Here is a 25,013-nt window from a genome sequence, read left to right on the forward strand (position 1 = left end):
TTTTAGTGAGCAATTTTTTTGAAAATTATTTAAGACAAGTAGGTGATATTGAAACCGTTGCTTTTGTTGGCAGGGTGCAAAAAATAAAAGGTCTTTTAGTTGAAAGTTTGGGACCTCAGTGCGCTGTTGGAGATTTGTGTTTAATTGATCAAAGAAATAATAAAAAGGTATGTGCTGAGGTTTTAGGGTTTAATGGTCCTTATGTTAGTCTTATGGCGTATGAAGGATTTAGTGGGATTGAAGTTGGAAATAAAGTCTATTCTTTAAATAAAGGGCTAGAAATAAATCTTAGTGATGAGCTTTTAGGAAGAGTCATTGATTCTCTTGGTAGACCCATTGATAATAAAGGGTCATTTTTGAACAATAAATATAAAGAGTTAATTTTTGAAAAAATTAATCCAATCAGTAGAAGTATTTTTGAAGAGCAAATATTAACAGGGGTTAAAGTTCTTGATGGATTTTTACCAGTCGCAAAAGGGCAAAGAGTTGGTATTTTTTCTGGTGCTGGTGTTGGAAAATCTACTTTGCTTGGCATGATTGCAAAAAATTCAAATGCAGATGTAAATGTTATCGCTTTTATTGGGGAAAGAGGCCGAGAGCTTAATGAGTTTATTGAACATGAACTTGGTGAGGAGCGTTTAAAAAAAAGTGTTTTAGTTGTTTCAACTTCTGATGAATCACCCATATCAAGGTATAAGGGAGCTTATGTTGCTACCATGATAGCAGAATACTTTAGGGATCAGGGAAAAGATGTGGCTTTACTTTTTGATTCTATTACTAGGTTTGCAAATGCTAAAAGGGAGATGTCTCTTTCTTTAGGAGAACCTCCGGTAGCTAAAGGTTATCCGCCTTCTGTTTTTGTTGAAATTCCAATTTTACTTGAGAGATCAGGTTTTAATGGTAATGGAGGAAGTGTTACTGGGTTTTACACTGTTCTTGTTGAGGGGGATGATTTTGCAGAGCCTGTAGCCGATAATATTAAGGCTGTTTTAGATGGACATGTTATTTTAGACAGAGATTTGTTTGATAGAGGAATTTATCCTTCAATAAATATTCTTAGTTCAACTTCAAGATCTATTCATAGAATAATGAGTTTGGAAAAACAAAAATTAATAATGAAAGCTAGAAATTTATTGTCTGTTTATAAAGATTATGAAGATCTTATTAGAACAGGGATTTATCTTAAAGGATCTAATAAGGATGTTGATTTTGCAATTTCCAAGTATCCCAAGATTATTGATTTTATTTCTCAAGGAATAAATGAAACATTTGATTTTGAAAATTTAGAAGACGAAATAAGGAAAATATTATCTTGAATGATTTAAACTTTAGAAAACAAAAGCTTAATAGAATATTAACCATTAGAACCTATTATCGAAAGTTAAGTGAGAGAAATTTAATGAATATAAATAAGAAAATTTCAAAAATAAATCAGTTTTCAGATGAGATTCCTAATCTTTTAAAAAGCTTAAATAGTTTTGATGATCTTTCCATAAGAGGTTATATAGACTGTTTAAATTATAAAAAAAAACAAAATTTTAAAATTCTTGGAGAACTTAGAAAGCATTATAATGAGTGTTATGATATTTATGTAGATAAATATAGGGAAGAAAAAAAGATTAAAATATTAATAAAAACTTTAAATAATTCTATAATTAAAAATAGAGAAAAGAAGGAAAGCTTATTGCTAGATGAGTATGTAAATTATAAAGTTTGTCAAGATCTGAGGATTGAAAGTGAATAATTTTTTATCGTTCTTTTTTAGGGCATTTTTTTTGTTATTTTTAATTGTTATTTTATTTTTATTTATTTTGTTATTTGTTGATTTTCTTGGAATGTATAATACCAAAAGGTATTTCCCTGATTTTGTAAGAACTAAGTTTTTAGGAGAAACTTCTCTGGTTTCTAGTCATAATTCTAATATAATTCTTGATGAAGCTAGACTTGTGAAGGAAAGAGAGGCTATTGATATTAAAAATCAGCAGATTGAAAAGCTTAAAGAAGATCTAAAGCTAAAAGAAGACAGTTTGAATAAGCTTGAATTTGAGCTTAAGCAAAAGCAGAAAGATTTAGATTTAAAACAAAAGGTAATAGATGACATTATAAATAAGTATAATGACGAGGAAGCAAATATTTTACAAACAGCTGTATATTTAATGAATATGCCGCCAGAAGATGCTGTTAAGCGACTTGAAGATTTGAATCCTGAGCTTGCAATATCTTATATGCGAAAAATTGAAGAGCTTTCTAGAAGGGAAGGCCGTCTATCAATTGTTCCTTATTGGTTGTCTCTTATGGATTCTAAAAAAGCTGCTATATTGATTAGAAAAATGTCTGTTAGTTCATTGGAGTAGTTATTATATGAGTAATTTATTAAATTTAAGTAAAGCTTATAACAACAAATTTAATCTCTTAAATACAATTAAAGGATTAAATTTAAATGTTTCTAAAGCGGAATCTAGAGAGAATATGGGTTCTTTTTTAAAAATTATGTCTTTTGAATCTAAAAAGTTAGCCAAAGCAAAATTAATGGTATTTGATTTCTTAAATTTTTTTAAAGATAATGGGCTTATTGCTAAAAATTTAAAAAAATCGCCTTTAAATAAATCCTTTTTTTTAAAAAAACTTGAGAATGAGGCTTTTGTTTCTGATTTGAAATCTTTGATTGCTAGAATGAATATTTTTTTAGATTTTGAAGGTTTAAATATTAAAGAAAATTTATCATTTAATTTTGATAATTTTGATTTTCTAAGCAAAGAAAAATTTTTTGAAAAAATTGAAAGACTCTGTTTGGCTTTTAATGATTTAAGTTCTTTTTTAGGTTTTGATTTTTTAACTGCCTTGATTGATGATTATTATAATCAGATAAGCTTGAATAATGAAAAGGAAGAAAAAAATGTTATTAACATTGATGTTAAAAATTTCAAGAAGAATGATGGTGATCACAATGATTTAGGTTTTTCAAAATTTAACTTAAATGCAATTGATGGTCAAAATTTTGTTGGTAGGTATAAAGTTAAAGAAATATCAGACAACTCTTTAAAGGGCTTTGTTGAAGAATTTGTTGATTATAATGTGAAAAGCTCTAAAGAGTTTGATAGTTTTGATTTTGTCAGCAGCTTAAAGCCAGAGTGGAATCTTAAGATTAATAAAAATATTGTGGATAAAGCTAAAATTGTGTTAAAATCGAATAATACAGGAGAGATTAAGTTGGTTTTAAAGCCCAAAGAGCTTGGTAGTATACGAATTAATTTAAACCTTGATTCTAATAATAATTTATTGGGAAAGATTGTGGTAGACAATCAAAATGTTAAAATGCTTTTTGACCAAAATATGCATTCATTAAATAAAATGCTTGGTGAGAGTGGTTTTAATGCTAGCTTAGATCTTTTTCTTGCAGGTGAAAATTTGAATTCTTTTTCTAAAAATTTTAAAGATGACTTTAAGGATCAAAATTTCCAGTTTGGTTACAATAAATTTTTTAAAATTGAAGAAGAAGTTGAATTTTCTTACGATTTAGATAAAAATGTTAATTTAATTATTTAGAAGGTGGAGTTAAATGAGTAAAATAAATGGCATTGAAAATATTTCTAATTTAACCATTAGTAGTAAAATTAAAAAAGAATCAGATTTTAAGGTTGATAATGTATCTAATAAGGTTAATCTTGGTAAGGATGATTTTTTAAAGTTACTCATTACTCAACTTAGATATCAAGACCCTACAAATCCAATGAAAGATAAAGAATTTATTGCTCAAATGGCACAATTTTCGGCTCTTGAGCAAATGGCCAATATGAGCAAGTCATTTGAAAAACTTTCATCTTCTTTAGAAATAAGAAAAGATTTGGATTTATTAGGCAAAGTAATTAAATTTCAGCATGGTGATGGGGAGATTGTTGAAGGCCGTGTCACAAGCATTAAGACAGGCGCAATACCTCAAATTATGGTTAATGGTAATTATTATGTATATAAAAACATATTATCGGTAGGATTGGAGGAGTAATTATATGATGAGGTCTTTATATTCTGGTGTTTCTGGGCTTCAGAATCATCAAACAAGAATGGATGTTGTTGGTAATAACATTGCGAATGTAAATACAATTGGTTTTAAAAAAGGAAGAGTAAATTTTCAGGATATGATATCACAGTCTATTTCGGGAGCCTCTCGTCCTACCGATGTTCGTGGTGGTACTAATCCTAAGCAAGTTGGATTAGGAATGAATGTTGCTGCAATTGATACTATTCATACCCAAGGAGCTTTTCAAAGTACTCAAAAAGCATCTGATCTTGGAGTTAGTGGTAATGGGTTTTTTATTTTAAAAGAAGGTGGAAATTTGTTTTATACAAGAGCTGGTGCTTTTGATGTGGATTCTGATCGACATCTTGTAAATCCTGCAAATGGAATGCGAATTCAAGGCTGGATGGCAAGAGATTTAGAAGGGGAAAAAGTTATAAATACAGCTTCTGATATTGAGGATTTAATAATTCCAATCGGAGATAAAGAGGGAGCAAAATCTACTAAAAACGTTACTTTTGCTTGTAATCTTGATAAGAGATTGCCTGTAATTCAAGAAGGTGCAAGTTCGGCAGATATTGCACGTGGAACTTGGGTTGTAAATAAGTCATTGTATGACAGCTTTGGAAATGTTAGTGTTCTTGAGCTTAGGGTTGTAAAGGATCCAAATACTCCCAATTTATGGAATGCAACAGTGTTAATAAATGGTGAGCAAAATTCAAATTTCACACTTGGGTTTGACAATGAAGGAGCATTAGCGTCTTTAAATGGGCAGCCAAGTCAAAAAGGAGATGTTCTTCAAATCCCTATAACATTTAATGTTTTAGGTGCAAATGTAGGTGAAGTTGGTGAACAGCAAACTGTAAATTTGAAATTGGGAACAGTTGGAAGCTATACTGATTCAATCACTCAGTTTGCTGATGCTAGTAGCACAAAGGCTATTATTCAAGATGGATATGGCATGGGATATATGGAAAATTATGAAATTGATCAAAATGGTATCATAGTTGGCATTTATTCAAATGGCATAAGGCGAGATCTTGGCAAGATTGCTCTTGCTTCTTTTATGAATCCTGGAGGACTTGCAAAATCAGGCGATACTAATTTTGTAGAAACAAGTAATTCAGGTCAAGCGAGAATAGGTGAGACCGGACTTGCTGGACTTGGTGATATTAGATCTGGTGTTTTAGAAATGGCTAATGTTGATCTTGCAGAGCAGTTTACAGATATGATTGTGACTCAAAGAGGATTTCAGGCAAATGCTAAGACCATTACTACTTCTGATCAATTATTGCAAGAACTTGTAAGATTGAAAAATTAAGTTTAAATTGTTTTTAACATATGATTTTTGTAACAAAGCTTAATGGTGATGGATATTATTTAAATCCTTGTCATATTGAAAGTATTGAAGCTAATCCTGATACTACAATTCTTCTTATGAATGGCAAGAAGTTAATTGTAAAAGAAAAAGTTGAAGAGGTGATCAATAGGATTAAGTTGTATAGGAAAGAAGTTGCTTCTTTTGAAAAAATTGTAGGAGAAGGAAATGGGGGCATTGAATTATGAATTTAGCTAGTATAATTGGGTGGGGAGTTGGATTTGGAGCTATTTTAATTTCCATGGCATTTACTCCTACAGGACTTGGTGTTTTTTGGGATTTAAGTTCTGTTTTTATTACTGTTGTTGGATCTTTTTCTGCTCTTATGGCTTCTTCAGAAGTTATTGCTGTAAAAAAAATTCCAACATATTTAGGATTTTTCTTTAGGAGAAATTCTCACGCTAAGATTTCTATTATAAAAATATTAGTAGAGCTTTCAGAAAAGGCTAGAAAAGAAGGTCTTTTATCTCTTGATGATGAGCTTGAACAAATTAATGATCCATTTTTTAAGTCAGGAATGAGGCTTGTTGTTGATGGTGCAGATCCCGAAGTGATTAGAACGATGCTTTATTTGGAGCTTGATCAAATGCAAGAAAGGCATAAAGTTGGTTCAGATCTTTTTAAAACTTGGGCAAAACTTGCTCCGGCTTTTGGTATGACGGGTACTCTTATTGGACTTGTAGCTCTTCTTGGTAATCTAGAGGACAAGTCTGCGCTTGGTTCTTCTATGGCTGTTGCCCTTATTACAACTCTTTATGGAACTATAATGGCAAATTTAATGTTTATTCCTGTCCAACTTAAGCTGGAAAAAATTGATTCTGAGGAAGCTGCAGTAAAGACAATGATAATTGAGGGTGTTTTATCAATTCAGTCTGGAGATAATCCTAGAATTTTAGAGCAAAAATTGATGACGTTTTTAACCCCTAAAGATCGAAGTCATCTTAGTAGTAGTATTGGGGGTGAATAATGGCTTTGCGAACTAAAAAACCTTTAAAATGCGACGAAGGAGCTCCAGATTATATGTTGACTTATGGAGACATGGTTACTTTACTGCTTGTATTTTTTGTTACAATGTTTTCATTAAATGATATTATTTTTCAAGAAAATGTAATAAGGATAATGTCTGCTTCTTTCACGGGTGCAGGATTTTTTAAAGGTGGTAAAGCTTTAGATTTTAATAAATTATCTTATTTGAGTAATAGTTTTATGTCTTTGCCTTCTACTGTTCGCAATAAACAAGCATCTCAGACCGCTAAAAATAAATCTATGATTGAATTTATTGAGAAAATCCAGTCTAAAAATATTATAGTTAGACAGGAAGAGAGAGGTATTGTGATATCTCTTGCGGCAGATGCATTTTTTGATTCTGCTAGTGCAGATGTTAAGCTTGAAGACAATAGAGATTCTATTCAAAAAATAGCATCTTTTATTGGGGTTTTAAGTTCCAGAGGTTATAATTTTAAAATAGAAGGGCATACAGATAATATTGATACTGATGTAAACGGGCCTTGGAAAAACAATTGGGAGCTTTCAGTTGCAAGATCTGTTAATATGCTAGAACATATTTTAAACTATTTAGATCAATCTAATGTTAAGAGCATTGAAAATAAGTTTGAAGTATCTGGTTTTGGTGGAAGCAGACCGATTGCAACAGATGATACTCCTGAGGGCAGAGCTTATAATAGAAGAATTGATATATTAATTACTACGGATGCATCTTTAAGTTTTCCTAAGGAAATTAAGCAGTAATAATTCTTTGTAACTGTAAAGAAGAAATTAATAGGAGGAATTTTATTATGCCAAATAAGGACGATGAAAATTTAGATATGGGGGATTCCAATGTTGGTAGAAAAGGTGGTTTATTGCCTGATATTATAATAAAAATTTTACAGATACTTGCAATAGGAATATTTACTGTTGCGATAATGATAATTGTTTCTTATTTTGTATCTAAAATGGTAGTAAGCCAAAGTGGGGCTCCTAGTGATTTTCCAGTTTTTTCTAATGAATACTTAGGAAAGCCGCCTATGCTTATATGGTATGAAAGCATAGATGAGATTAGAGGCAATACTTTAGATGTTCCTCCAAAAACTTTTGTTGTAAAACTTGCTTTAGGGTATGCGGAGAATAATGTTAATATTCTTAATGAACTTGGAAGACAAAAAGTGCGATTAAAAGATATTATTAGAGAATATTTTAGCCAAAGAACTGGTCAAGAAATAAAGAATGAAAGTCAAATAAAAGCAGAAATCAAGGCAAGAATTAATAGTATTCTTAGAAATGGAGAAATAAAAGAAATAGCATTAACCCAAATTGATATTTTTGATATGTAATAAATTTAAAGGAATTTTAAATGGCAAACAATCCAGGAGCTTTATCTCAGGACGATATAGATAGTCTTTTAGAGTCTATCAACTCATCTGAAAGTTTATCTTTAGATGAATCTCTTTCTAATGTTATATCTAGTCCTACAGGCAAAAAGCAAAAAGTTAAGGTGTATGATTTTAAAAGGCCAGATAAATTTTCAAAAGAGCAGGTCAGAACAGTTTCAAGTTTTCATGAGGCATTTGCTAGGTATACTACAACCTCACTTTCTGCTCTTTTGAGAAAAATGGTTCATGTTCATGTGGCTTCAGTTGACCAATTAACCTATGAAGAGTTTATTAGGTCAATACCAAACCCTACAACTTTAGCAATAATTAACATGGATCCTCTTAAAGGATCTGCTATTTTTGAAGTTGATCCAACCATAGCATTTGCTATAGTAGATAGACTTTTTGGGGGAGATGGAGATACGATTAAAGATAAAAGTAGAGATTTGACAGAAATAGAGCAGTCTGTAATGGAAAGTGTTATTATTCGTATACTTGCTAATATGAGAGAGGCTTGGTCTCAAGTAGTTGATCTAAGGCCAAGATTTGGGCATATTGAGGTCAATCCACAGTTTGCTCAAATAGTTCCTCCTACAGAAATGATTATTTTAGTAACTCTTGAGGTTAAAATAGGAAAAGTAGAAGGGCTTATGAATTTTTGTTTACCTTATATTACTATAGAACCTATTGTTTCAAAATTATCAACAAGATATTGGCATTCTTTGATTGGAGTTGGAACCACTAGTGAGAATCTTGATGCTTTGCGTGAAAAGTTGGAAAATACAGCGATGCCTTTGGTGGCAGAAATAGGAGAAGTTAAGCTTAAAGTAAGGGAAATTTTATCACTTGACAAAGGTGATGTTTTAAATCTTGAATCTTCTCTAATAAATAAAGATTTAACTTTGAAGGTTGGCACTAAAGAAAAATTTAAATGTAGAATGGGTTTAATGGGGAATAAAGTTTCAGTACAAATTACAGAAAAAATTGGAGATATAAAAGGTTTTGATTTATTAAAAGAGCTTACAGAAGAGGTTGAGTGATAGTTATTTTTTTATTATAACTTAATTATTAAGAGGTTAAAATTATGAGTGTAGATGAAAAAAGTGATAATGCAGAAAAGCCAGAAATAAAAGGGGTTAAGCTTCCCGATTTAATTGATACTTTGCCAGAAGGAGTTGACCCTAGTAATTTTGGACTTTTAATGGATGTTTCTATGCAGCTTACTGTAGAACTTGGAAGAACAGAGCGCAAAATAAAAGATATACTTGGTATGTCTGAGGGCACGATTATTACTCTTGATAAACTTGCCGGTGAGCCTGTAGATATTTTAGTAAACGGTAAAATAGTTGCCAGGGGAGAAGTAGTTGTAATTGATGAAAATTTTGGAGTTAGAATTACTGAGATAATTAAAACTAAAAATGAATAATAAATTTTTATTTTTAGTTTTTTTAGCGTTTTCTAATTTTTTTACATATGCTAATTCACAAGAGCAAATAAATTCAGTATCTACTGATTTAGAAAATGAATCTAACTTGCCAATCTTTGAAGAGGATAAGGCAAATCTTGCTAACAATGCCAGTGCTCAACCGGTCTCTCTTTTTAATATTTCAGATTTGGTTAAGATAGTTTTATTTTTACTTATTGCTTTTTTTATCTTTTTCTTATTTAAGAAGTTGATTTTTTATTCAAAAAAAAGCAAATATGAACAAAATTCCAATTTGATTAAGGAGCTTGTTTTTTACGAGATAGATGTTAAAAATTCAATAAGAATTATAAATATATTAGACAATGTTTACATATTTTTAGTTTCCAGTAATTCTTCTATTTTGCTCAAAGAGGTTAAATCTGAGGAAGAATTAGAAGATTTAAAACTTAGGCTTAGCAAAATTAATAATTCTGCCAAGAAAGATTCTTTTAAATCTATCTTTAAGAAAATGTTGCTCAAAAAAGAAGAGATTCCTTTTTCTAGGAATGATTATGTTAAACTTGAGAAGAAAATTGAGACTTCACTTAAGGATAAACAAGATAGATTAAAAAAATTTTAGAGGGTTTATTTTGAGAAAGTGTTTTAATTTTTTTTTATTTTTTGGTGTAACAAGTGTATCTTTTGCTCAAACAAAATCTTTGCAAGCCACCAATGGTCTTAATTTTCCATTTTTAAATTTTGAAAATATTGGTGGTTCAGAAATAGCTTTTTCTTTGCAGCTTTTGATTCTATTAACCATTATTACTCTTTCTCCAGCATTTTTAGTTTTAATGACTTCATTTTTGCGAATATCCATAGTTTTGGATTTTATTAGGCGTGCTTTATCTCTTCAGCAATCTCCTCCTACTCAGATAGTAATGGGATTGGCTTTATTTTTAACTATTTTTACTATGTGGCCAACCTTTAATGTTATATATAAACAAGCTTATTTGCCTCTTAAAGAGTCAAAAATAAATTTTGATGAATTTTATAATAAAGGAATTGCTCCTCTTAGAATTTTTATGTATAAGCAGATGTCTGATGGGCGTCATGAAGAGATTAGATTATTTATGAGCATTAGTAGTTATGATCGACCAAAAAATTTTAGCGAAGTGCCAACACATGTTTTAATTGCAGCTTTTATTTTGCACGAGCTTAAAGTGGCTTTCAAGATGGGAATTTTAATATTTTTGCCTTTTATAGTTTTAGACATTATTGTTGCTTCTGTTTTAATGGCCATGGGTATGATAATGTTGCCCCCTGTAATGATATCTTTGCCTTTTAAGCTGATTCTTTTTGTAATGGTAGATGGTTGGACTTTAATTACTAGTGGTCTTATTAAAAGTTTTATGTAAGGTTAATATGACTGCAGGACACATTCTTTATTTAATTAGAATTTCTATTGAAAACATTATTATTTTATCAGCTCCAATGTTGATTATAGCTCTTATAGTTGGTCTTTTGATTTCAATTTTTCAAGCTATTACTTCAATTCAAGATCAAACTTTAAGTTTTATTCCAAAGATTATTGTTATACTTTTAACTGTTGTGATTTTTGGTCCTTGGATTTTGAATAAGCTTATGCAGTTTACCTATATGATTTTCAATCAATTGCAAAATGTTTAATTTATGACTTAAAATTTTATTATTTGGATGAAATTTTGAATTTGAATTTTTTAGTTTTAAAATCTTTTACAATTTTACCAGTGTTGGTCAGAATTTTTATGTTTTTAAAATTTTCTCCATTTTTTTCAACAATAAAAATCGGATATTTTAATTTTTTCTTTTCTTTGATTCTCTCTGTAATTATTGTTGAAAAGATTAAAATTATTTATCCTTTAGACAATATGTTTTCTTTTGTGTTAATTTTGTCAGGAGAAGCCATTTTAGGCCTTATTCAGGCATTTTTTGTTAGCATAATTTTTAATGTTTTTCATTTAGTCGGATTTTTCTTTTCTAATCAAATTGGGCTTGCTTATGCAAATATTTTTGATGTTTTTTCAGAAGAAGATAGTATGATTATTTCGCAAATTTTTGCTTATTTATTTTTGCTTTTATTCTTATCAAGCGATTTTTTACTTCGGTTTTTTGTGGTTGGCATACATGATTCTGTTTTGAACATTAGGGTTGAACATTTAGTCAATATGAGAAATTCAGAATTTGTCAAGCTTTTACTTATGTCTTTTGGATTTCTTTTTGAAAAAGCTTTATTAATTTCGTTTCCAATATTGGCTTTGCTCTTACTTTTTTATCTAGTATTAGGAATACTTTCAAAATCATCGCCTCAGATTAATTTATTAATAATTAGTTTTTCAACTTCGTTATTTTTAGGGTTGTTAATTTTGTATATTGGATTTCCAAGTTTAGCAATATCTTCAAAAAGAGTGATTGAACTTTCTTTAGATTCTCTTGGTAGTTTTATAAAATTGTTTTCTAGAGTTTTAAAATAATGATAAAAGATGAACTTTTGATTAAAAGTTGGTATATTCCCCTTGATTTTTTTTCTGCAGATGATGAGGGAAGAACCGAATTACCCACTGATCAGAAAAAGCAAAAAGCAAGAGAAGAAGGACGGGTATTAAAGTCTACTGAAATTAACACTGCTATTAGTCTTTTGTTGTTATTTGCATTGTTTTTTTTCATGCTTTCGTATTTTGCTTTAGATTTAGCAGCTGTTTTTAAAGAACAAGCTAGCAAACTTCCTGAAGTTATGAAGATGAGTGTTTATGCTATGGGTTTTGCATATATTAGATCTATTATGGGGTATGTCGTTTTATTTTTTTTTGCATCCTTAGCTGTTAATTTTTTTGTTAATATTATTCAAGTGGGCTTTTTTATTACTTTTAAATCTTTGGAGCCAAGGTGGGATAAAGTTAGTTTTAATTTTTCCAGGTGGGCAAAAAATTCTTTTTTTTCAGCAGGGGCTTTTTTCAATTTGTTTAAAAGTTTGTTAAAAGTTGTTATAATATGCTTGATATATTATTTTATTATAGAAAACAATATAGGCAAAATTTCTAAGCTTTCAGAGTACACACTTCAGTCTGGGATTTCTATTGTGTTGGTGCTTGCCTATAAGATATGTTTTTTCTCAGTAATGTTTTTGGCAATTGTTGGGGTGTTTGATTATTTGTTTCAAAGATCTCAGTACATTGAGAGTTTGAAAATGACAAAAGAAGAGGTGAAGCAAGAGAGAAAGGAAATGGAGGGTGATCCTTTGCTTCGATCTAGAATAAAAGAGAGAATGAGGGTTGTTTTAAGTACAAATTTAAGAGTAGCTGTTCCTCAAGCAGATGTAGTAATTACAAATCCAGAGCATTTTGCAGTTGCTATTAAGTGGGATAGCGAAACAATGATAGCTCCAAGGGTGCTTGCAAAAGGTCAGGATGAAATGGCTCTCACAATTAAAAAAATAGCAAGAGAAAATAATATTCCTTTAATGGAAAATAAGCTGCTTGCAAGAGCACTTTATGCTAATGTTAAGGTTAACGAAGAAATTCCAAGAGAATATTGGGAGGTTGTTTCAAAAATTCTTGTGAGAGTATATTCTATTACTAAAAAGTTTAATTAGAGGTTCTATTGTTGGATGCTACAAAAAATTCTATATTAGGATATTTAGGACTTAATAATAAGTCTGATTTAATAATTTCGGTTGGTTTAATATTTATTGTTGCTGGGTTTATATTACCCCTTCCTGCGGTTATTTTAGATGTTTTGATTACAATTAATTTAGTAATAAGTCTTTTAATTATTTTAATTGTTCTTTATTCTAAGAGGTCTCTAGATTTCTCTGTTTTTCCCACTTTATTACTTGTGATGACTATTTTTGGACTTGTTCTTAATATTTCTTCTACTAGATTAATTTTAACTAAAGGTATAAATTTTGATGGGCAAATGATAAGAACATTTGGTACATTTGTTGTAGGTAGTTCTGGAATTCAAGGACTTGTTATTGGATTTATAATATTTATAATAATCATTGCTGTTCAATTTATTGTAATTACTAAAGGAGCAACAAGGGTAGCTGAAGTTGCAGCTCGGTTTGCTCTTGATGCGCTTCCTGGTAAACAAATGGCCATTGATTCTGCATACAGTTCTGGAAATTTAACAGAAGAAGAGGCTACAAGGCAAAAAAATGATTTACAATCCGAAGTCAATTTTTATGGCGCAATGGATGGAGCTTCTAAATTTGTATCGGGAAATGTTAAGGTTGGATTTTTAATAACCCTTATAAATATTCTTGGCGGTTTGTTGGTAGGAATAACTTTGCAAGGTCTTAATTTTAACGAAGCTCTTAATAATTATGTGGCATTGACGGTTGGTGATGGGCTTGTGTCTCAATTGCCGGCCCTTTTAATTTCAACGGCTACAGGTTTGATTGTTACTAGGTCGATTTCAAAAAATAGTTTTGGCGGTGAGATTTTTGAGCAATTCACAAATCATTTGGGAATTTATTGGATTGTTTCTGGGTTTTTGTTTTTTTTAGCTTTTCTTCCTGGATTTCCAACCCTAATTCTTATTTTTTTAAGCTTGCTAATTGCATTTTTAGCTTATTCTCTTTCAGGAATAAAGCGTAAAGAAGAAATTGCTGAAAAAATGAAGCTGGAAGAAGAGCAAGCTTCAATTTATTCAGATAAAGATGTTGCGCCTGTTGTTCCTCTTGATCCACTAGCTCTTGAGATTGGATATAATCTTGTTCCAATAGTTGATGATACAAAAACGTCTGAACTGCTTGATCGTATTGTTAAGATAAGGCGCGAGATTGCATTTGAGTTTGGAATAGTTGTGCCTAAGATTAGAATAGTTGACAATATGCGGCTTCAGCCCAATGCTTATTCTTTTAAACTAAGAGGAGTTGAAGTTGGGCAAGGCGAGATTAAACTTGGTAAATTTTTAGTGGTAAATATTGGAATTGATTCTGGAATAGATGGAGATCTTGTTAAAGACCCTTCATTTGGACTTCCCTCTCTTTGGGTAGATGATGATGGGCGAGAAACTGCTGAAAAATTAGGATATACTGTTGTAGATCCCCCCTCAATTATTGCTACTCATATGACAGAACTTATTAAAAGACATTCTTACGAAATTTTGACTCGTCAAGATGTTCAAAATACTCTTGATGTTTTCAAGAAAGATTATGGGGCTATTGTTGAAGAGGTTCTTAAGAATTTTTCAGTTGGTGAGATTCAAAGGGTTTTACAAGGGCTTTTAAAAGAGCAAGTTTCAATTCGCAATTTGGTTACAATTTTTGAAACAATTGCAGATTTTACAAGTATTACTAAGGATATATTTTTCTTGATTGAAAAATGTAGACAATCAGTTGGAAGGCAAATAACTAGTGGGTATTTAGACTTAAATTCTGAGCTTAATGTAATAACTTTAAGTCCTGATTTTGAGCAAATAATAATTGATTCTCGTGTAGAATCCAATCACGATCTTATAAGTTCAATTGATCCTAATTTGAAAGCTAAATTTATTTATGAACTTTTCAAAATTGTAAACGAGGTTCAATCGGAGGGGTTTTATCCAGTTGTTCTCTCAAGCGAATCGTCAAGACCTATAATAAAAGTGATAACAAGCAGAGAGATTCCAGATCTTGTTGTTATGTCTGTTTTAGAGGTTCCCCAAAATATTAAAGTTAATGTTCTTAAAACAGTAGAGGTTGAAGAATAGTATTATGGTTCAGTATTTTACAGAAAAAGGTCCAACTTATAATGAAGTTATAGAAATAATTAAGAAAAAATATGGCAAGAATGCTAGGGTTATGACCTATAAAACCATTCCTCATGGGGGAATTTTAGGCTTGTTTAGCAAAGATTGGGTTGAAGTTTCAGGTTATGTTAGGTATGACATTGGGAATCAACAGATTAATGTTGAAGATGAAAAGCGAAAGATTCTTCAAAGCATTAAAAGAGAAGAAAATTCTTCAATCGAAGATGTGCTCAAAGAAGTTAAGTCTCTTAAAACAGAACTTGCTCACAAAAAAGAAAATATTAATCATCCAACAATTACAAAAATTGAAGATATTTTAAGAGAAAATGATTTTTCTGAAAACTATATTAAAGACATTAATGAGTTTATTAAGAGAGAATTCAGTTTGTCAGATCTTGATGATTATGAGAGAGTTAGAGAGGATGTTGTCTTGTATATTGCAAAGACAATTAAATGCTCAGGATCTATTATTGATGATCTTAAGAAAAGAGTTTTTATTTTAGTTGGTCCAACAGGTGTTGGAAAGACTACCACAATTGCAAAACTTGCAGCAATTTATGGTATTAATGGAGAATCGAAGAGTTTGAATATTAAGATTATTACTATTGATAATTACCGTATTGGAGCTAAAAAACAAATTCAAACTTATGGTGATATTATGGGGATTCCGGTTAGAGCAATTGAGTCTTTTAAAGATTTAAAAGATGAAATTACTGATTCAAAGGATTTCGATCTTATACTTGTTGATACAATTGGCAAAAGTCCTAAAGATTTTATGAAGCTTGCTGAGATGAAGGAGCTTCTTAATGCTTGTGGAAGAGATGCCGAATTTCATTTAGCTGTGAGTTCTACTACAAAAACATCAGATGTTAAAGAAATATTTCACCAATTCTCTCCTTTTAATTATAAAACTGTAATTTTTACCAAAGTGGATGAAACCACTTGCGTTGGAAATTTAATAAGTTTGATTTATGAAATGAAGAAAGTAGTTTCTTATGTTACGGATGGGCAAATTGTTCCTCATAATATTAGTGTTGCAGAACCACTTACTTTTATTAGAAGAATAAATGGCTACAGAATAAGCGATGATGCAGAGTTTATTAAGAAGATAAAAAGTAAATCTTATTATTAAGGAAAGTTATAATGGAAGATCAAGCTCAAAGTTTAAGAGATATGATGAGATTAAATGGTAAATTTAATTTTTCAATTGATGAGAAAGTTCAAAATAGTAAAACAAGATTTATTGCTGTTAGTAGTGGCAAAGGCGGTGTTGGTAAAAGCAATATTGCGATTGGGCTTGCTCTTAAATATTCTGAGCTTGGTAAAAAGGTATTAATACTTGATGCTGACATTGGAATGGCCAATGTTAATATTTTGCTTGGAGTTATTCCTAAGTATAGTATATATCATATGATTGCTCAAAGTCGTGATATTAGGGAGGTAATAACAAAGACAGAATACAATATTGATCTTTTAGCCGGTGCTTCTGGTACAATGGAGCTTTTAGATCTATCTGATGTTGATGTTAATAAATTTATAAAAGAATTATTAAAAATATATGAATATGATATAGTTGTAATAGATACTAGTGCCGGGATTTCAAGGCAAGTTATTTCGTTTTTGCTTTCCAGTGACGATGTTGTTATTGTTACTACTCCAGAGCCTACTTCGATTACCGATGCTTATGGAATAATAAAGGTTTTGTCTTATAAGATGGAGAATTTGAAAAATTTAAGACTTATTGTTAATAGAGTAGCTAATGTGAGTGAGGCTAAGGGGGTTGCCAAAAAGGTTATAGATATTTCAGGACAATTTTTAAATTTAAATATTGATTATTTGGGGTATATTTATGAGGATCAAAATATTAGAAATTCTGTTTTTAAGCAAAAGCCTTTTGTTTTGGTAAATCCAAATAGCAAAGCTAGTTATTGTCTTGATTCTATTGTTGCCACTCTTGAGGAGGTTTCTCTAGATAGCAGAAAAAGAAGAGGTGTTATAGGCTTCATATTAAGATTTTTTGGCGTAGAATAGTAGGTCATTATGTTTGTAGGTAGGGAATTAAAGTATATTTTATTAGCTAGTGTATCAGCATTGTTTATTTCAGCAGTTTTAGGTTTATTTTGTGGCTTACCATTTTTTACAATCTTATTAAGATCTTTTTTCCAGTTTGTATTTTTTTTTATTATTGGGCTTTTGATTGAATTTCTTTATAAGAAATATCTATCAAATCTTTTTTCGACAGAATTGTCTAGCGATGTGGAAAATAAACTTCAAGATGATAAGAAAGTTTATAAGGATTTAAACGAGAATTTTGATTTTCAAAATAAAAATTCTCTTTATGAGAATTCTCAAAATATCAGTAGTAGTGCTGATTTTCTAGAAGAGGTCAAAAAATATAAATTTGATACTGAGGACATGAGAGAGGGGAGTGGCAAAAATAAAAAAATGTCATTTATTGAAGATAATGATCCAAAAGTTGTTGCAGATGCTATTAAAACTTTAATGAGCAAGAAGGAATAAATATGGATGATAGGGCTATAAATTTTTCTGAACTTTGTGATAAAATGCGAGCTTACTTAGAAAAAGAAAGTTGTGTTGATTTGATGGAAATAGAGGCAGATACTCTTGAAGAAGCTTTAAATGATGCTTCTTTAGAACTTTCAGTGCCTTATAAAGAATTAGACTATGAGATTTTGTTAAAAGGTAGCAATGGTATATTGGGATATGGAAGAAAAAAATGGAAAATAGTTGCCTACAGGAATTCTTCTAGCAAGCCAAAAGTGTCTCTTGATTCAAAAAATGATTCAGGAGAAGAAAAAATTATCTCATTGGATGGTGAATTTTTTATCAGAAAATCTTCTAAAGGTGTATTCCTAAAAGTTATCTCATCAAAGGGGCAAGGAATGTCTATTAAGTATCAAGATGTTCTTTCCAAATTAGAATTACATAGCAATATTGAAAAGTTCGACAAAGATATTGTGAAAGGCATAGTTGAGAATGCTAGTGGATATTATGAAAAAATTGCTGATTTTGGGGCTGACCCTTCTGAAAATGTTACAATGATGGTTCAAATATCAGAAAATTCGATGTCAGTTACCATTGAATTCACTGCGCCTGGAATTAATGGAGCTGAAATTTTTTCACAAGATATTTTTAATATTCTTAGAAAATATGGGGTAATAGATATTGCAATACTTAAGGACAAAGTAGCAAAATTTGTGGATTATCCTGTTTATGGTGAGCCTATTGAACTTGCAAAGGGACTAGAGCCAGTAAAGGGTCAGGATTCTTACATTGATTTTATTGTTGATGAAAATAATAGGCTTGGTGAGTATGAGGTTTCAAGCATAGGATTTAGAAATGTTGTTGAAGGTGAAGAGTTGGCTAGAATTATTCCTTTTGGTAAAGGGGTAGATGGTTATACCGTTTTTGGCAAAGTGTTAAAATCAGAGAGTGGGCAGGATATTAATTTTGTTTTGGGGGAAAATACTTTTAGAGATGGTTATAAAATTCGTGCAAAATGTAATGGGTATATGTCTGTTTCAGATGGTGTAATATCTGTCTATAATATTTATTTAGTCAAAGGTGATGTTGGACCTGCTACTGGAGATATAGTAAATAACGGAATGGTTATTGTTCAAGGCAGTGTTTTAGATGGATACAATATTATGGCCAAAAGTGGAATAGAAGTGATGGGATTGGTGGGTCGGTGTAATTTAAAAACGGATGGGTCTATTATTTTTCATAGTGGTGTGAATGGTAAGGGTGATTCTAAGATTTATGCACGGGGTAATATTAGAGCTAAGTTTTTAGAAAATGTTACTTTAAATTGTGGTGGGGAAGTTGAAGTTTTAAGAGGCATTGTGAATTCTTCAGTTTCTTCTAAAAAGAGAGTTCTTTGCATCGGCAAAAAATCAAAAATAGTTGGTTCTAATGTTTATGCTAAAGAAGAGGTTAGAGCTTATTCTATAGGCTCTGATAGAAGTTGTGAAACTTGCATTGATGTTGGCTATGATCCTGAAATTAAAGATTTGCTAACTAGGTTTACCAATCATCTTGAAAAGATTGAAAAGCGATTAGAAGTTTTAACTAAAGATATTGTTGCTTTAAAAAAGAATATTGTACTCATTACAGATAAGGCAGAAAAATCCTTAAAGATTGACAGTTATAATGAATTTGTGAATGAGAGTAAAATTCTTAGAATGGAAATAAAAATGATAGAGGCTAAGCGAATTGATTTGCAAAATGAACTTGAAAGTACTAAGATAGAGGGGAAAGTTTCTGTTGAAAATATAGCTTGCTCAGGTGTTAAGCTTTATATCAAAAATGCTTTTTATGAGCTTTCAAAAGATTACAGCAATGTTACTTTTGTAGAGGATGATAATTATATTAAAGTTATGACCTATATTCCTTTTAAATCTGGGTGAATGATTTTTGATATAAGGATTAAGATATGGATACATTTGAAGTTTTTAAAATGTCTGTTGTTGGGTCTTATAAGGCTAGGCAGTTTTTAAGCGAAGAAGAAAAGCATAAAAGATTAAAAATTAATCAAAATGCTAGATTTAGATTTTTAAGAGATTCTCATACTGATTCTGAGGTTGCTAATGTATGTGCAGTTAGTAAAGTTGAAGATAATTTATTGCTTTCATTTCCAGTTAAAAAAAATAAGAATGAAGAGAAGGTAATGCTTAGTTTGTATTCTGGTAAATTTGAAGATCCTAAAATTGGTAAAAATGTTAATATTAAGAGATAAAATGTTTTAGGTCTTTTGTATGTTTATTGTTTTTTATCTTATTTTAATTATATTTATTTTTATATATTTTCATGTGTATGTTAATTTGAAAATAAAATCTAATAGCATACTTAAAAAGTTTAAGAGTGAGGTAGATAAAACAATTATTGAAATTAATCAGGCTACGGATAGAAATATAAATATTATTGAAATAAAAATTGAAAGTTTAAATAGAATCATTAAAGAGGTTGATGAGAGAATTGAAATTCTTGATCAGAGATTGTTGGGATTTAATGGCAGTACTATTCCTGGGAATAGTTCTTCTAATTTTGGATCTAAGAGTGATGGAATTTATAAAAGCAATTTGGATTATTCTATGCCTACTATTGAAAAAAATATAATAAAAGAAAGTTATAATGTTCGCAATCAGATTATTTTACTCCATGAACAAGGCATGTCTTTTGAAGCTATTGCTAAAAAGTTTAAGTTAGATCTAGGTGAGGTTGAGTTAATTGTTTCAATACATAGGGGAGGTATTCATGAAAAAATGGATAGGTATTGATCTTGGAACTACAAATACCGTAGCATCGTATTTTGATGTTAGTTCTAAGATAATATTAAATGAAAGGGGTGAGCGAATGACCCCTTCTATTGTTTCTTTCTCAGATAAGGATATTCTTGTTGGAAGTGCCGCCAAAAATCAAATATTAGTTAATCCCCAAAAAACATTTTATGATTTTAAGACCAATATAGGCTCTAATACCTTTTATAAGGTAGATGGTGAATTTTATAGGGCAGAATATATTTCAGCACATTTGCTCTCTAGTGTCAAAAGGAATGCTGAAAAATTTTTAGATGAAGAGATTGAAAATGCTGTAATAACAGTTCCTGCATATTTTTCTGAAATTCAAAGGAGAGGTGTTGTTGAAGCTGCAAATTTTGCTGGTTTGAATTGTAAGGCTATACTTAATGAACCAACCGCAGCTGCTATTGCTTATGCTTTTGAAAGACAAGTTGATGGAATTTTTCTTATTTATGATCTTGGGGGTGGAACTTTTGATGTAACTCTTATGGAAAAGCAAGGCGACACTTATACTGTTCTTTCGGTTAAAGGACAAAGCCGACTTGGAGGTAATGATTTTAATAAAATTATCGAAAAACATGTTTTAGATAGTTTTAAAAATGAATATCCCGATTTTAATTTAGAAGATATTTTTCTTCTTGAGCAGTTAAGAGAACGGATTGAAGAGGGTAAAAAAAATTTATCTGTCATGGAAGAGGTTGACATCACTTTACTTTTTCTTGATGGTAAGCATTTAAATTATAGACTTAAAAGGAATGAATTTAATTTAATGATAAGTGAATATGTTGACAAAACTATTCACTTATCTATGGAATGTATTGCTGATTCTGGAGTTGATATTAATAGTGTTTCTAAAATTATACTTTCTGGTGGTTCAACAAGAATTCCTTTGATTGAAAAAGTTTTAAAGGAAGCCTTTCCTTCTGTTTCAATTTTAGATGCTTTAAACCAAGATGAAGTTGTAGCTATTGGCGCAGGTATTCATGCTTTTAGTCTTTCTAGAAATGACTCTGTTATTAAGTTTAAAGATGTGACTCCTTATTCTCTTGGCATTGAGATAAGAGATAATGAATTTTTTACTTTAATAGAGAGAAATACTGCTTTGCCAATTTCTAGAAGCAAACTATTTACGACTACCAATGATTATCAAGATGAAATTGAGATTCATATACTCCAAGGTGAATATAAAAAAGCTTCTTTAAATTATTCTATAGGTAGGTTTTCCTTTGGTAATATTCAAAAAGCTTTAAAAGGAATTCCTAAAATAGAGGTGCTTTTTACTTTAAATGAAAGTGGAATTTTAAGTGTTAATGCTAAAGATTTGGAGACAAATTCTTCTAATTTTATTGAAATAAAAATTACAAGTTCATCTGACAATGTGGCAAAAGAAAGTCTTTCAAACACCTTTACAAGTATTATTGATTAAAGGCTTAAAGGAATAAGACTTCTTTAAAAGTAATAAATTATTTTTCCCAATATATTATCAATTTTTATGAATCCGTAATCTCTTGAGTCTAATGAGATTTGTTTATTTTCTCCTATGACTAAATAGTGATTATTAGGAATTTCTTTAGTATTTTTTGTTAAAATATTTTCATCTATTTTGAAGTTTAAGCCATGTATGCATATTTTATTTTTTTCTATTTGCTTAAATGTCTCTCCTGGAATTGCAAAGATTTTTTTAATGGCAATTTTGTTTGTTATAGGATCTTTAATAAGTACTATTTCATTTTTTTTGGGATTTTTCCATAATAAAAGATATTTTTGTTGTTTTTTAAGCCTAAGTCCATATGCAAATTTGTGGTTTACAATCCAATTTTTTTCAAATATTGTTGGGGTCATTGATTCGCCTTTTACTATGTAAAATGATAAGAACAACTTTATTAAGATTATTAAAAATAAGGAAGCGGCTAAAATTGATGCTAGTTCATATTTGTGGGCTTTAAATATTCTCATAACTTTTAAGCGATGCTTTCATTAAAATGCAATTTTCTATTGTATAATGAAAAAGCATGTTATGATTATACCAAAAAAAAAACAAAGGGTAGAAAAACGTAAAAAAAATTTTTTATTCAATAACAAAAAGAATGTTAATTTTGAATTAAAAGATTTTGCTAATATTAGGAATGCTAGCAAAAGAAGAAAAAAAGTTTTTAAGTTTAGAAACTTTTTTAAAAAAATTGATTTTTTTTTTAAAAAAGTTTCTTTATTTTTCTATAATTTTAAAATACAAAATATTAATCATTATGAATATAAATATTATTATAAGAGCTTGAGAGAGAAATTTTTCAACATTTTTAGCGTAAAATTCGATTATAAGTTTGTTTTTAAGCTTAATGCAATAATCTTTATTTTTATATTGATATTTCATATCAATATTTTTTCTTACTACGGTTCTTATATTTTTTTAAATAAGCTCACTTTGCCCAAAGATTATTTTATTGATACATTTTTATATTATAGCGACCAAGATGTAGCGCAAATTAGTAGTTATTTGCTTGAATCTAATGTTTCTACGAATGTTCCTGAATTTAAAAAAAATTTTGTATTAAAGGTATTTGATCATAAAATTAAGCCTGGAGAAACGCTTTCTCATGTTGCAGCTAGATATCAGATAACTAGTGAAACTTTAATTTCCTTTAATGAAATTAAAGATGTAAGAAATATTAAGCCAAATTCAGTTATTAAAGTTCCCAATATGAAAGGAATTGTTTATGTTGTTAAAAAAAATGACTCTATTTCATCTATAGCTAGTGCCTATAATATTCCCAAGGTGGATATTTTAGATTCTAATAATCTTGATAATGAAGTTTTATTTTTAGGGCAAAAATTGTTTATTCCGGGAGGAAGATTGCCTAAAGATTTTTTAAAAGAGGTATTAGGAGAGACTTTTATTTATCCTGTACAAGGCGTTATTACTTCAGGATATGGTTATCGACCAGATCCGTTTACAAGAGTTATTAGCTTTCATAATGGAATAGATATTGCAAATTTAGCCAATACCCCTATTAAAGCTGCAAGAGAGGGCATTGTTGTAACTGTGGGATTTAATGCGGGAGGGTATGGGAAATATATTGTTATTTCTCATAGTAATGGATTTCAAACTTTATATGCCCATTTAAATTCTTTTGCTGTTAAAGTTGGAAAAAAAGTTTCAAGGGGAGCGATAATAGGCTATATGGGAAGTACTGGGTATAGTACAGGCAATCATTTACATTTTACTATTTTTAAGAATGGCAAAACCGAAAATCCTATGAAATATTTAAGATAGTGTTTTTCATGTGTATTTGGATATGTTAATTTTTTTAAGTATTTGAGTTAGTTTTTTGCCTTCTACTAGATCAATAAGCCTTCCTTCAATCATTTGTTTAGCCTTTAAAGAGAATTTTGATGGAGCAATACAGAGCCCTTTTATTTTATTTTCTTTTATTTTTGAAATGAAATCTTTTAAGAATAATTCACCAAAAGTATCTTGTTCAGTTCTTACAAAGCGTACTATTAAATTTTCTTCCCATTGATTGTTAGCTAAGTGAAAGTTCATATCAATAAATTGTGATGTTATTTCGTTTATTTTAGAATCTCTTACTTGAAATTTATTTAAATATAGTTTTAAAATGATTTCATTTGCTATTTTTACAAAATTTTCTTTTGAACTGCGCAAATATATTCTTAGTGCTATATTTTCGTTTAATCTTTTGCTAAATTCTAATTTTTCTTTAATTTTTTTGTAATTTGGATCAATATCTTCAACTTTAGTAAAAGCTTCTGTAGCTTTTTGATAATTTTCAACAGAGATTTGGAGTTCTCCAAGATTATAAAATAATTCAAGGAAAATTTTTTTAGGCAAGTCAGGTTTTACTTTTATTATTTCTTTAATATTTTGTTCTAATTTTTCTAATTCTTTATTTTTTGAATAAATCTCAGTTGTAATTAATAAAGCCTCATAAATCATTCCGTCTTTTTGTTTTATTTTGTTGGCAATCTCTAGTGCTAGATGATCTTGATTCATTTTTGACAAAGACTTAGCATATGCTAAAAGCGCATCAATATCGCCTTGTATGTGTTTTTTTATATTATTAAATATTCCAGCAGCTTTTCTGTAGCTTTCTAGATTAAATAAAGTTATTCCTATGTGTTTTAGGATGTCCTTATTATTTTTATTAAACTTGTAGACTTTTGTAAGATAGTATAGAGCTTCTTTATACATTTCGTTTTTTAAGAATGCTATACCAAGATAATAATTTGCATCCTCATCTGTTTTTTTTATCAGGTAAGCTTTTTTTAAAAATTCTAAGGCTTCTCTGTTAAAATTTCTTTTAAGATTATAAAATCCATAGCTTAAAAAAGCTTTAAATGAGTTTATTTCTTGGCTTATTGGGTTGTCTTCTATTAATTGACATAATTTTTTTGCATATTTTATACCATTCTCATAGTCTTCATTTTTGTAGTAGTAATTATTTAAAATTTCAAGGGCACCTATTTCGTTTGGATTTGTTTTTAATAGAGAAATTGCTCTTTCGATTAATTTTCGTGTTCTCTCGTCATCTTTTTTGATTTTTCCTTTAGTTTTGTCTATTGTAAGTTTTAATGCTATTTTAAAAAATAAAAATACTAAAATAAATACTGTCAATGAAGAGATTACTATAAATAGCGATAACACTCGTATTGCTCCTAAATTAAAAATATCCCATTAATTTGCATCATCATATTTACTTTTAATAAAAGTTATTTACTTAAAATAAAAGTAATTTGTAAG

General features: G+C 29.6%; 28 protein-coding genes. 26 read left to right on the plus strand and 2 right to left on the minus strand.

Annotated elements, in window-relative coordinates; all coding sequences use genetic code 11:
* Positions 1-5 precede the first annotated feature (5 nt).
* Genes fliI through HNP63_RS02960 form a run of 25 tightly spaced genes read left to right on the plus strand, consistent with a single transcriptional unit; the run spans position 6 to position 21,683 of the window.
* Positions 6-1,316, plus strand: a complete 1,311-nt coding sequence (gene fliI, locus HNP63_RS02840) for a flagellar protein export ATPase FliI (RefSeq protein WP_004790533.1) — start codon at positions 6-8, stop codon at positions 1,314-1,316.
* Positions 1,313-1,744 carry a flagellar protein FlbA gene (locus HNP63_RS02845; RefSeq protein WP_044052175.1) on the plus strand — a complete coding sequence of 144 codons (432 nt, stop codon included), beginning with the start codon at positions 1,313-1,315 and terminating at the stop codon, positions 1,742-1,744. The genes fliI and HNP63_RS02845 overlap by 4 nt, the downstream gene beginning before the upstream one ends.
* On the plus strand, positions 1,737-2,354 hold the full coding sequence (locus HNP63_RS02850) for a periplasmic-type flagellar collar protein FlbB (RefSeq protein ID WP_183227169.1): 618 nt from the start codon (positions 1,737-1,739) through the stop codon (positions 2,352-2,354). The genes HNP63_RS02845 and HNP63_RS02850 overlap by 8 nt, the downstream gene beginning before the upstream one ends.
* Positions 2,355-2,361: 7 nt before the next feature.
* On the plus strand, positions 2,362-3,546 hold the full coding sequence (locus tag HNP63_RS02855; RefSeq protein ID WP_073999165.1) for a flagellar hook-length control protein FliK: 1,185 nt from the start codon (positions 2,362-2,364) through the stop codon (positions 3,544-3,546).
* A 13-nt stretch (positions 3,547-3,559) separates the two neighbouring features.
* The gene (gene flgD, locus HNP63_RS02860; RefSeq protein ID WP_011600935.1) at positions 3,560-4,003 is read left to right on the plus strand and encodes a flagellar hook assembly protein FlgD; all 444 of its coding nucleotides are present in this window, start codon (positions 3,560-3,562) and stop codon (positions 4,001-4,003) included.
* A gap of 4 nt (positions 4,004-4,007) precedes the next feature.
* On the plus strand, positions 4,008-5,336 hold the full coding sequence (flgE, locus tag HNP63_RS02865; RefSeq protein WP_004790254.1) for a flagellar hook protein FlgE: 1,329 nt from the start codon (positions 4,008-4,010) through the stop codon (positions 5,334-5,336).
* A gap of 20 nt (positions 5,337-5,356) precedes the next feature.
* Positions 5,357-5,581: a flagellar FlbD family protein gene (locus HNP63_RS02870; protein WP_004790133.1), complete on the plus strand. Its 225-nt coding sequence runs from the start codon at positions 5,357-5,359 to the stop codon at positions 5,579-5,581.
* On the plus strand, positions 5,578-6,360 hold the full coding sequence (locus tag HNP63_RS02875) for a motility protein A (protein WP_004790641.1): 783 nt from the start codon (positions 5,578-5,580) through the stop codon (positions 6,358-6,360). The genes HNP63_RS02870 and HNP63_RS02875 overlap by 4 nt, the downstream gene beginning before the upstream one ends.
* The gene (motB, locus tag HNP63_RS02880) at positions 6,360-7,142 is read left to right on the plus strand and encodes a flagellar motor protein MotB (protein WP_004790238.1); all 783 of its coding nucleotides are present in this window, start codon (positions 6,360-6,362) and stop codon (positions 7,140-7,142) included. Before HNP63_RS02875 ends, motB begins: the two co-directional genes overlap by 1 nt.
* Positions 7,143-7,189: 47 nt before the next feature.
* A complete protein-coding gene (gene fliL / locus HNP63_RS02885) occupies positions 7,190-7,726 on the plus strand; it encodes a flagellar basal body-associated protein FliL (protein WP_011600934.1) in 537 nt (178 codons plus the stop codon).
* Positions 7,727-7,746: 20 nt separating this feature from the next.
* On the plus strand, positions 7,747-8,805 hold the full coding sequence (fliM, locus tag HNP63_RS02890) for a flagellar motor switch protein FliM (protein WP_002656446.1): 1,059 nt from the start codon (positions 7,747-7,749) through the stop codon (positions 8,803-8,805).
* A 44-nt stretch (positions 8,806-8,849) separates the two neighbouring features.
* A complete protein-coding gene (fliN, locus tag HNP63_RS02895) occupies positions 8,850-9,191 on the plus strand; it encodes a flagellar motor switch protein FliN (protein ID WP_004790309.1) in 342 nt (113 codons plus the stop codon).
* The gene (locus tag HNP63_RS02900; RefSeq protein WP_004790226.1) at positions 9,184-9,810 is read left to right on the plus strand and encodes a flagella biosynthesis regulatory protein FliZ; all 627 of its coding nucleotides are present in this window, start codon (positions 9,184-9,186) and stop codon (positions 9,808-9,810) included. Before fliN ends, HNP63_RS02900 begins: the two co-directional genes overlap by 8 nt.
* 10 nt (positions 9,811-9,820) lie before the next feature.
* Positions 9,821-10,585 carry a flagellar type III secretion system pore protein FliP gene (gene fliP / locus HNP63_RS02905; protein ID WP_004790681.1) on the plus strand — a complete coding sequence of 255 codons (765 nt, stop codon included), beginning with the start codon at positions 9,821-9,823 and terminating at the stop codon, positions 10,583-10,585.
* A 7-nt stretch (positions 10,586-10,592) separates the two neighbouring features.
* Entirely contained in the window at positions 10,593-10,856 is a 264-nt protein-coding gene (gene fliQ / locus HNP63_RS02910; RefSeq protein ID WP_004790668.1) for a flagellar biosynthesis protein FliQ, read from the plus strand.
* A gap of 35 nt (positions 10,857-10,891) precedes the next feature.
* A complete protein-coding gene (gene fliR / locus HNP63_RS02915) occupies positions 10,892-11,680 on the plus strand; it encodes a flagellar biosynthetic protein FliR (RefSeq protein WP_004790303.1) in 789 nt (262 codons plus the stop codon).
* On the plus strand, positions 11,680-12,798 hold the full coding sequence (gene flhB, locus HNP63_RS02920; RefSeq protein ID WP_004790417.1) for a flagellar biosynthesis protein FlhB: 1,119 nt from the start codon (positions 11,680-11,682) through the stop codon (positions 12,796-12,798). Before fliR ends, flhB begins: the two co-directional genes overlap by 1 nt.
* 8 nt (positions 12,799-12,806) lie before the next feature.
* On the plus strand, positions 12,807-14,900 hold the full coding sequence (gene flhA, locus HNP63_RS02925; RefSeq protein ID WP_110482917.1) for a flagellar biosynthesis protein FlhA: 2,094 nt from the start codon (positions 12,807-12,809) through the stop codon (positions 14,898-14,900).
* 4 nt (positions 14,901-14,904) lie between these two features.
* Entirely contained in the window at positions 14,905-16,071 is a 1,167-nt protein-coding gene (gene flhF, locus HNP63_RS02930) for a flagellar biosynthesis GTPase FlhF (protein WP_004790188.1), read from the plus strand.
* A gap of 11 nt (positions 16,072-16,082) precedes the next feature.
* A complete protein-coding gene (locus HNP63_RS02935) occupies positions 16,083-16,970 on the plus strand; it encodes a MinD/ParA family protein (RefSeq protein WP_004790342.1) in 888 nt (295 codons plus the stop codon).
* Positions 16,971-16,979: 9 nt separating this feature from the next.
* Positions 16,980-17,459 (plus strand): hypothetical protein, encoded by a 480-nt coding sequence (locus tag HNP63_RS02940; RefSeq protein WP_004790212.1) that lies wholly within the window; start codon positions 16,980-16,982, stop codon positions 17,457-17,459.
* A gap of 2 nt (positions 17,460-17,461) precedes the next feature.
* Positions 17,462-19,366 carry a FapA family protein gene (locus tag HNP63_RS02945; RefSeq protein ID WP_183227171.1) on the plus strand — a complete coding sequence of 635 codons (1,905 nt, stop codon included), beginning with the start codon at positions 17,462-17,464 and terminating at the stop codon, positions 19,364-19,366.
* A gap of 26 nt (positions 19,367-19,392) precedes the next feature.
* Positions 19,393-19,695: a hypothetical protein gene (locus tag HNP63_RS02950; RefSeq protein ID WP_011600926.1), complete on the plus strand. Its 303-nt coding sequence runs from the start codon at positions 19,393-19,395 to the stop codon at positions 19,693-19,695.
* A 19-nt stretch (positions 19,696-19,714) separates the two neighbouring features.
* Positions 19,715-20,236, plus strand: coding sequence for a hypothetical protein (locus HNP63_RS02955; protein WP_004790420.1), 522 nt, complete (start codon positions 19,715-19,717; stop codon positions 20,234-20,236).
* Positions 20,214-21,683: an Hsp70 family protein gene (locus HNP63_RS02960; RefSeq protein ID WP_183227173.1), complete on the plus strand. Its 1,470-nt coding sequence runs from the start codon at positions 20,214-20,216 to the stop codon at positions 21,681-21,683. Before HNP63_RS02955 ends, HNP63_RS02960 begins: the two co-directional genes overlap by 23 nt.
* A 23-nt stretch (positions 21,684-21,706) precedes the next feature.
* Here HNP63_RS02960 and lepB read toward each other — a convergent pair whose 3' ends face one another.
* Positions 21,707-22,213: a signal peptidase I gene (gene lepB / locus HNP63_RS02965; RefSeq protein WP_014486358.1), complete on the minus strand. Its 507-nt coding sequence runs from the start codon at positions 22,211-22,213 to the stop codon at positions 21,707-21,709.
* A gap of 61 nt (positions 22,214-22,274) precedes the next feature.
* Here lepB and HNP63_RS02970 point away from each other — a divergent pair, with 61 nt between their 5' ends.
* Complete coding sequence (locus HNP63_RS02970; RefSeq protein ID WP_004790451.1) at positions 22,275-23,528, plus strand: M23 family metallopeptidase; 1,254 nt, start codon at positions 22,275-22,277, stop codon at positions 23,526-23,528.
* Positions 23,529-23,534: 6 nt separating this feature from the next.
* Here the strand turns inward: HNP63_RS02970 and HNP63_RS02975 are convergent, their stop codons facing one another.
* Positions 23,535-24,917, minus strand: a complete 1,383-nt coding sequence (locus HNP63_RS02975) for a tetratricopeptide repeat protein (protein WP_004790352.1) — start codon at positions 24,915-24,917, stop codon at positions 23,535-23,537.
* Positions 24,918-25,013 lie beyond the last annotated feature (96 nt).

The sequence above is a fragment of the Borreliella afzelii genome (assembly GCF_014202295.1).
GTDB classification, from domain to species: Bacteria; Spirochaetota; Spirochaetia; order Borreliales; family Borreliaceae; genus Borreliella; species Borreliella afzelii.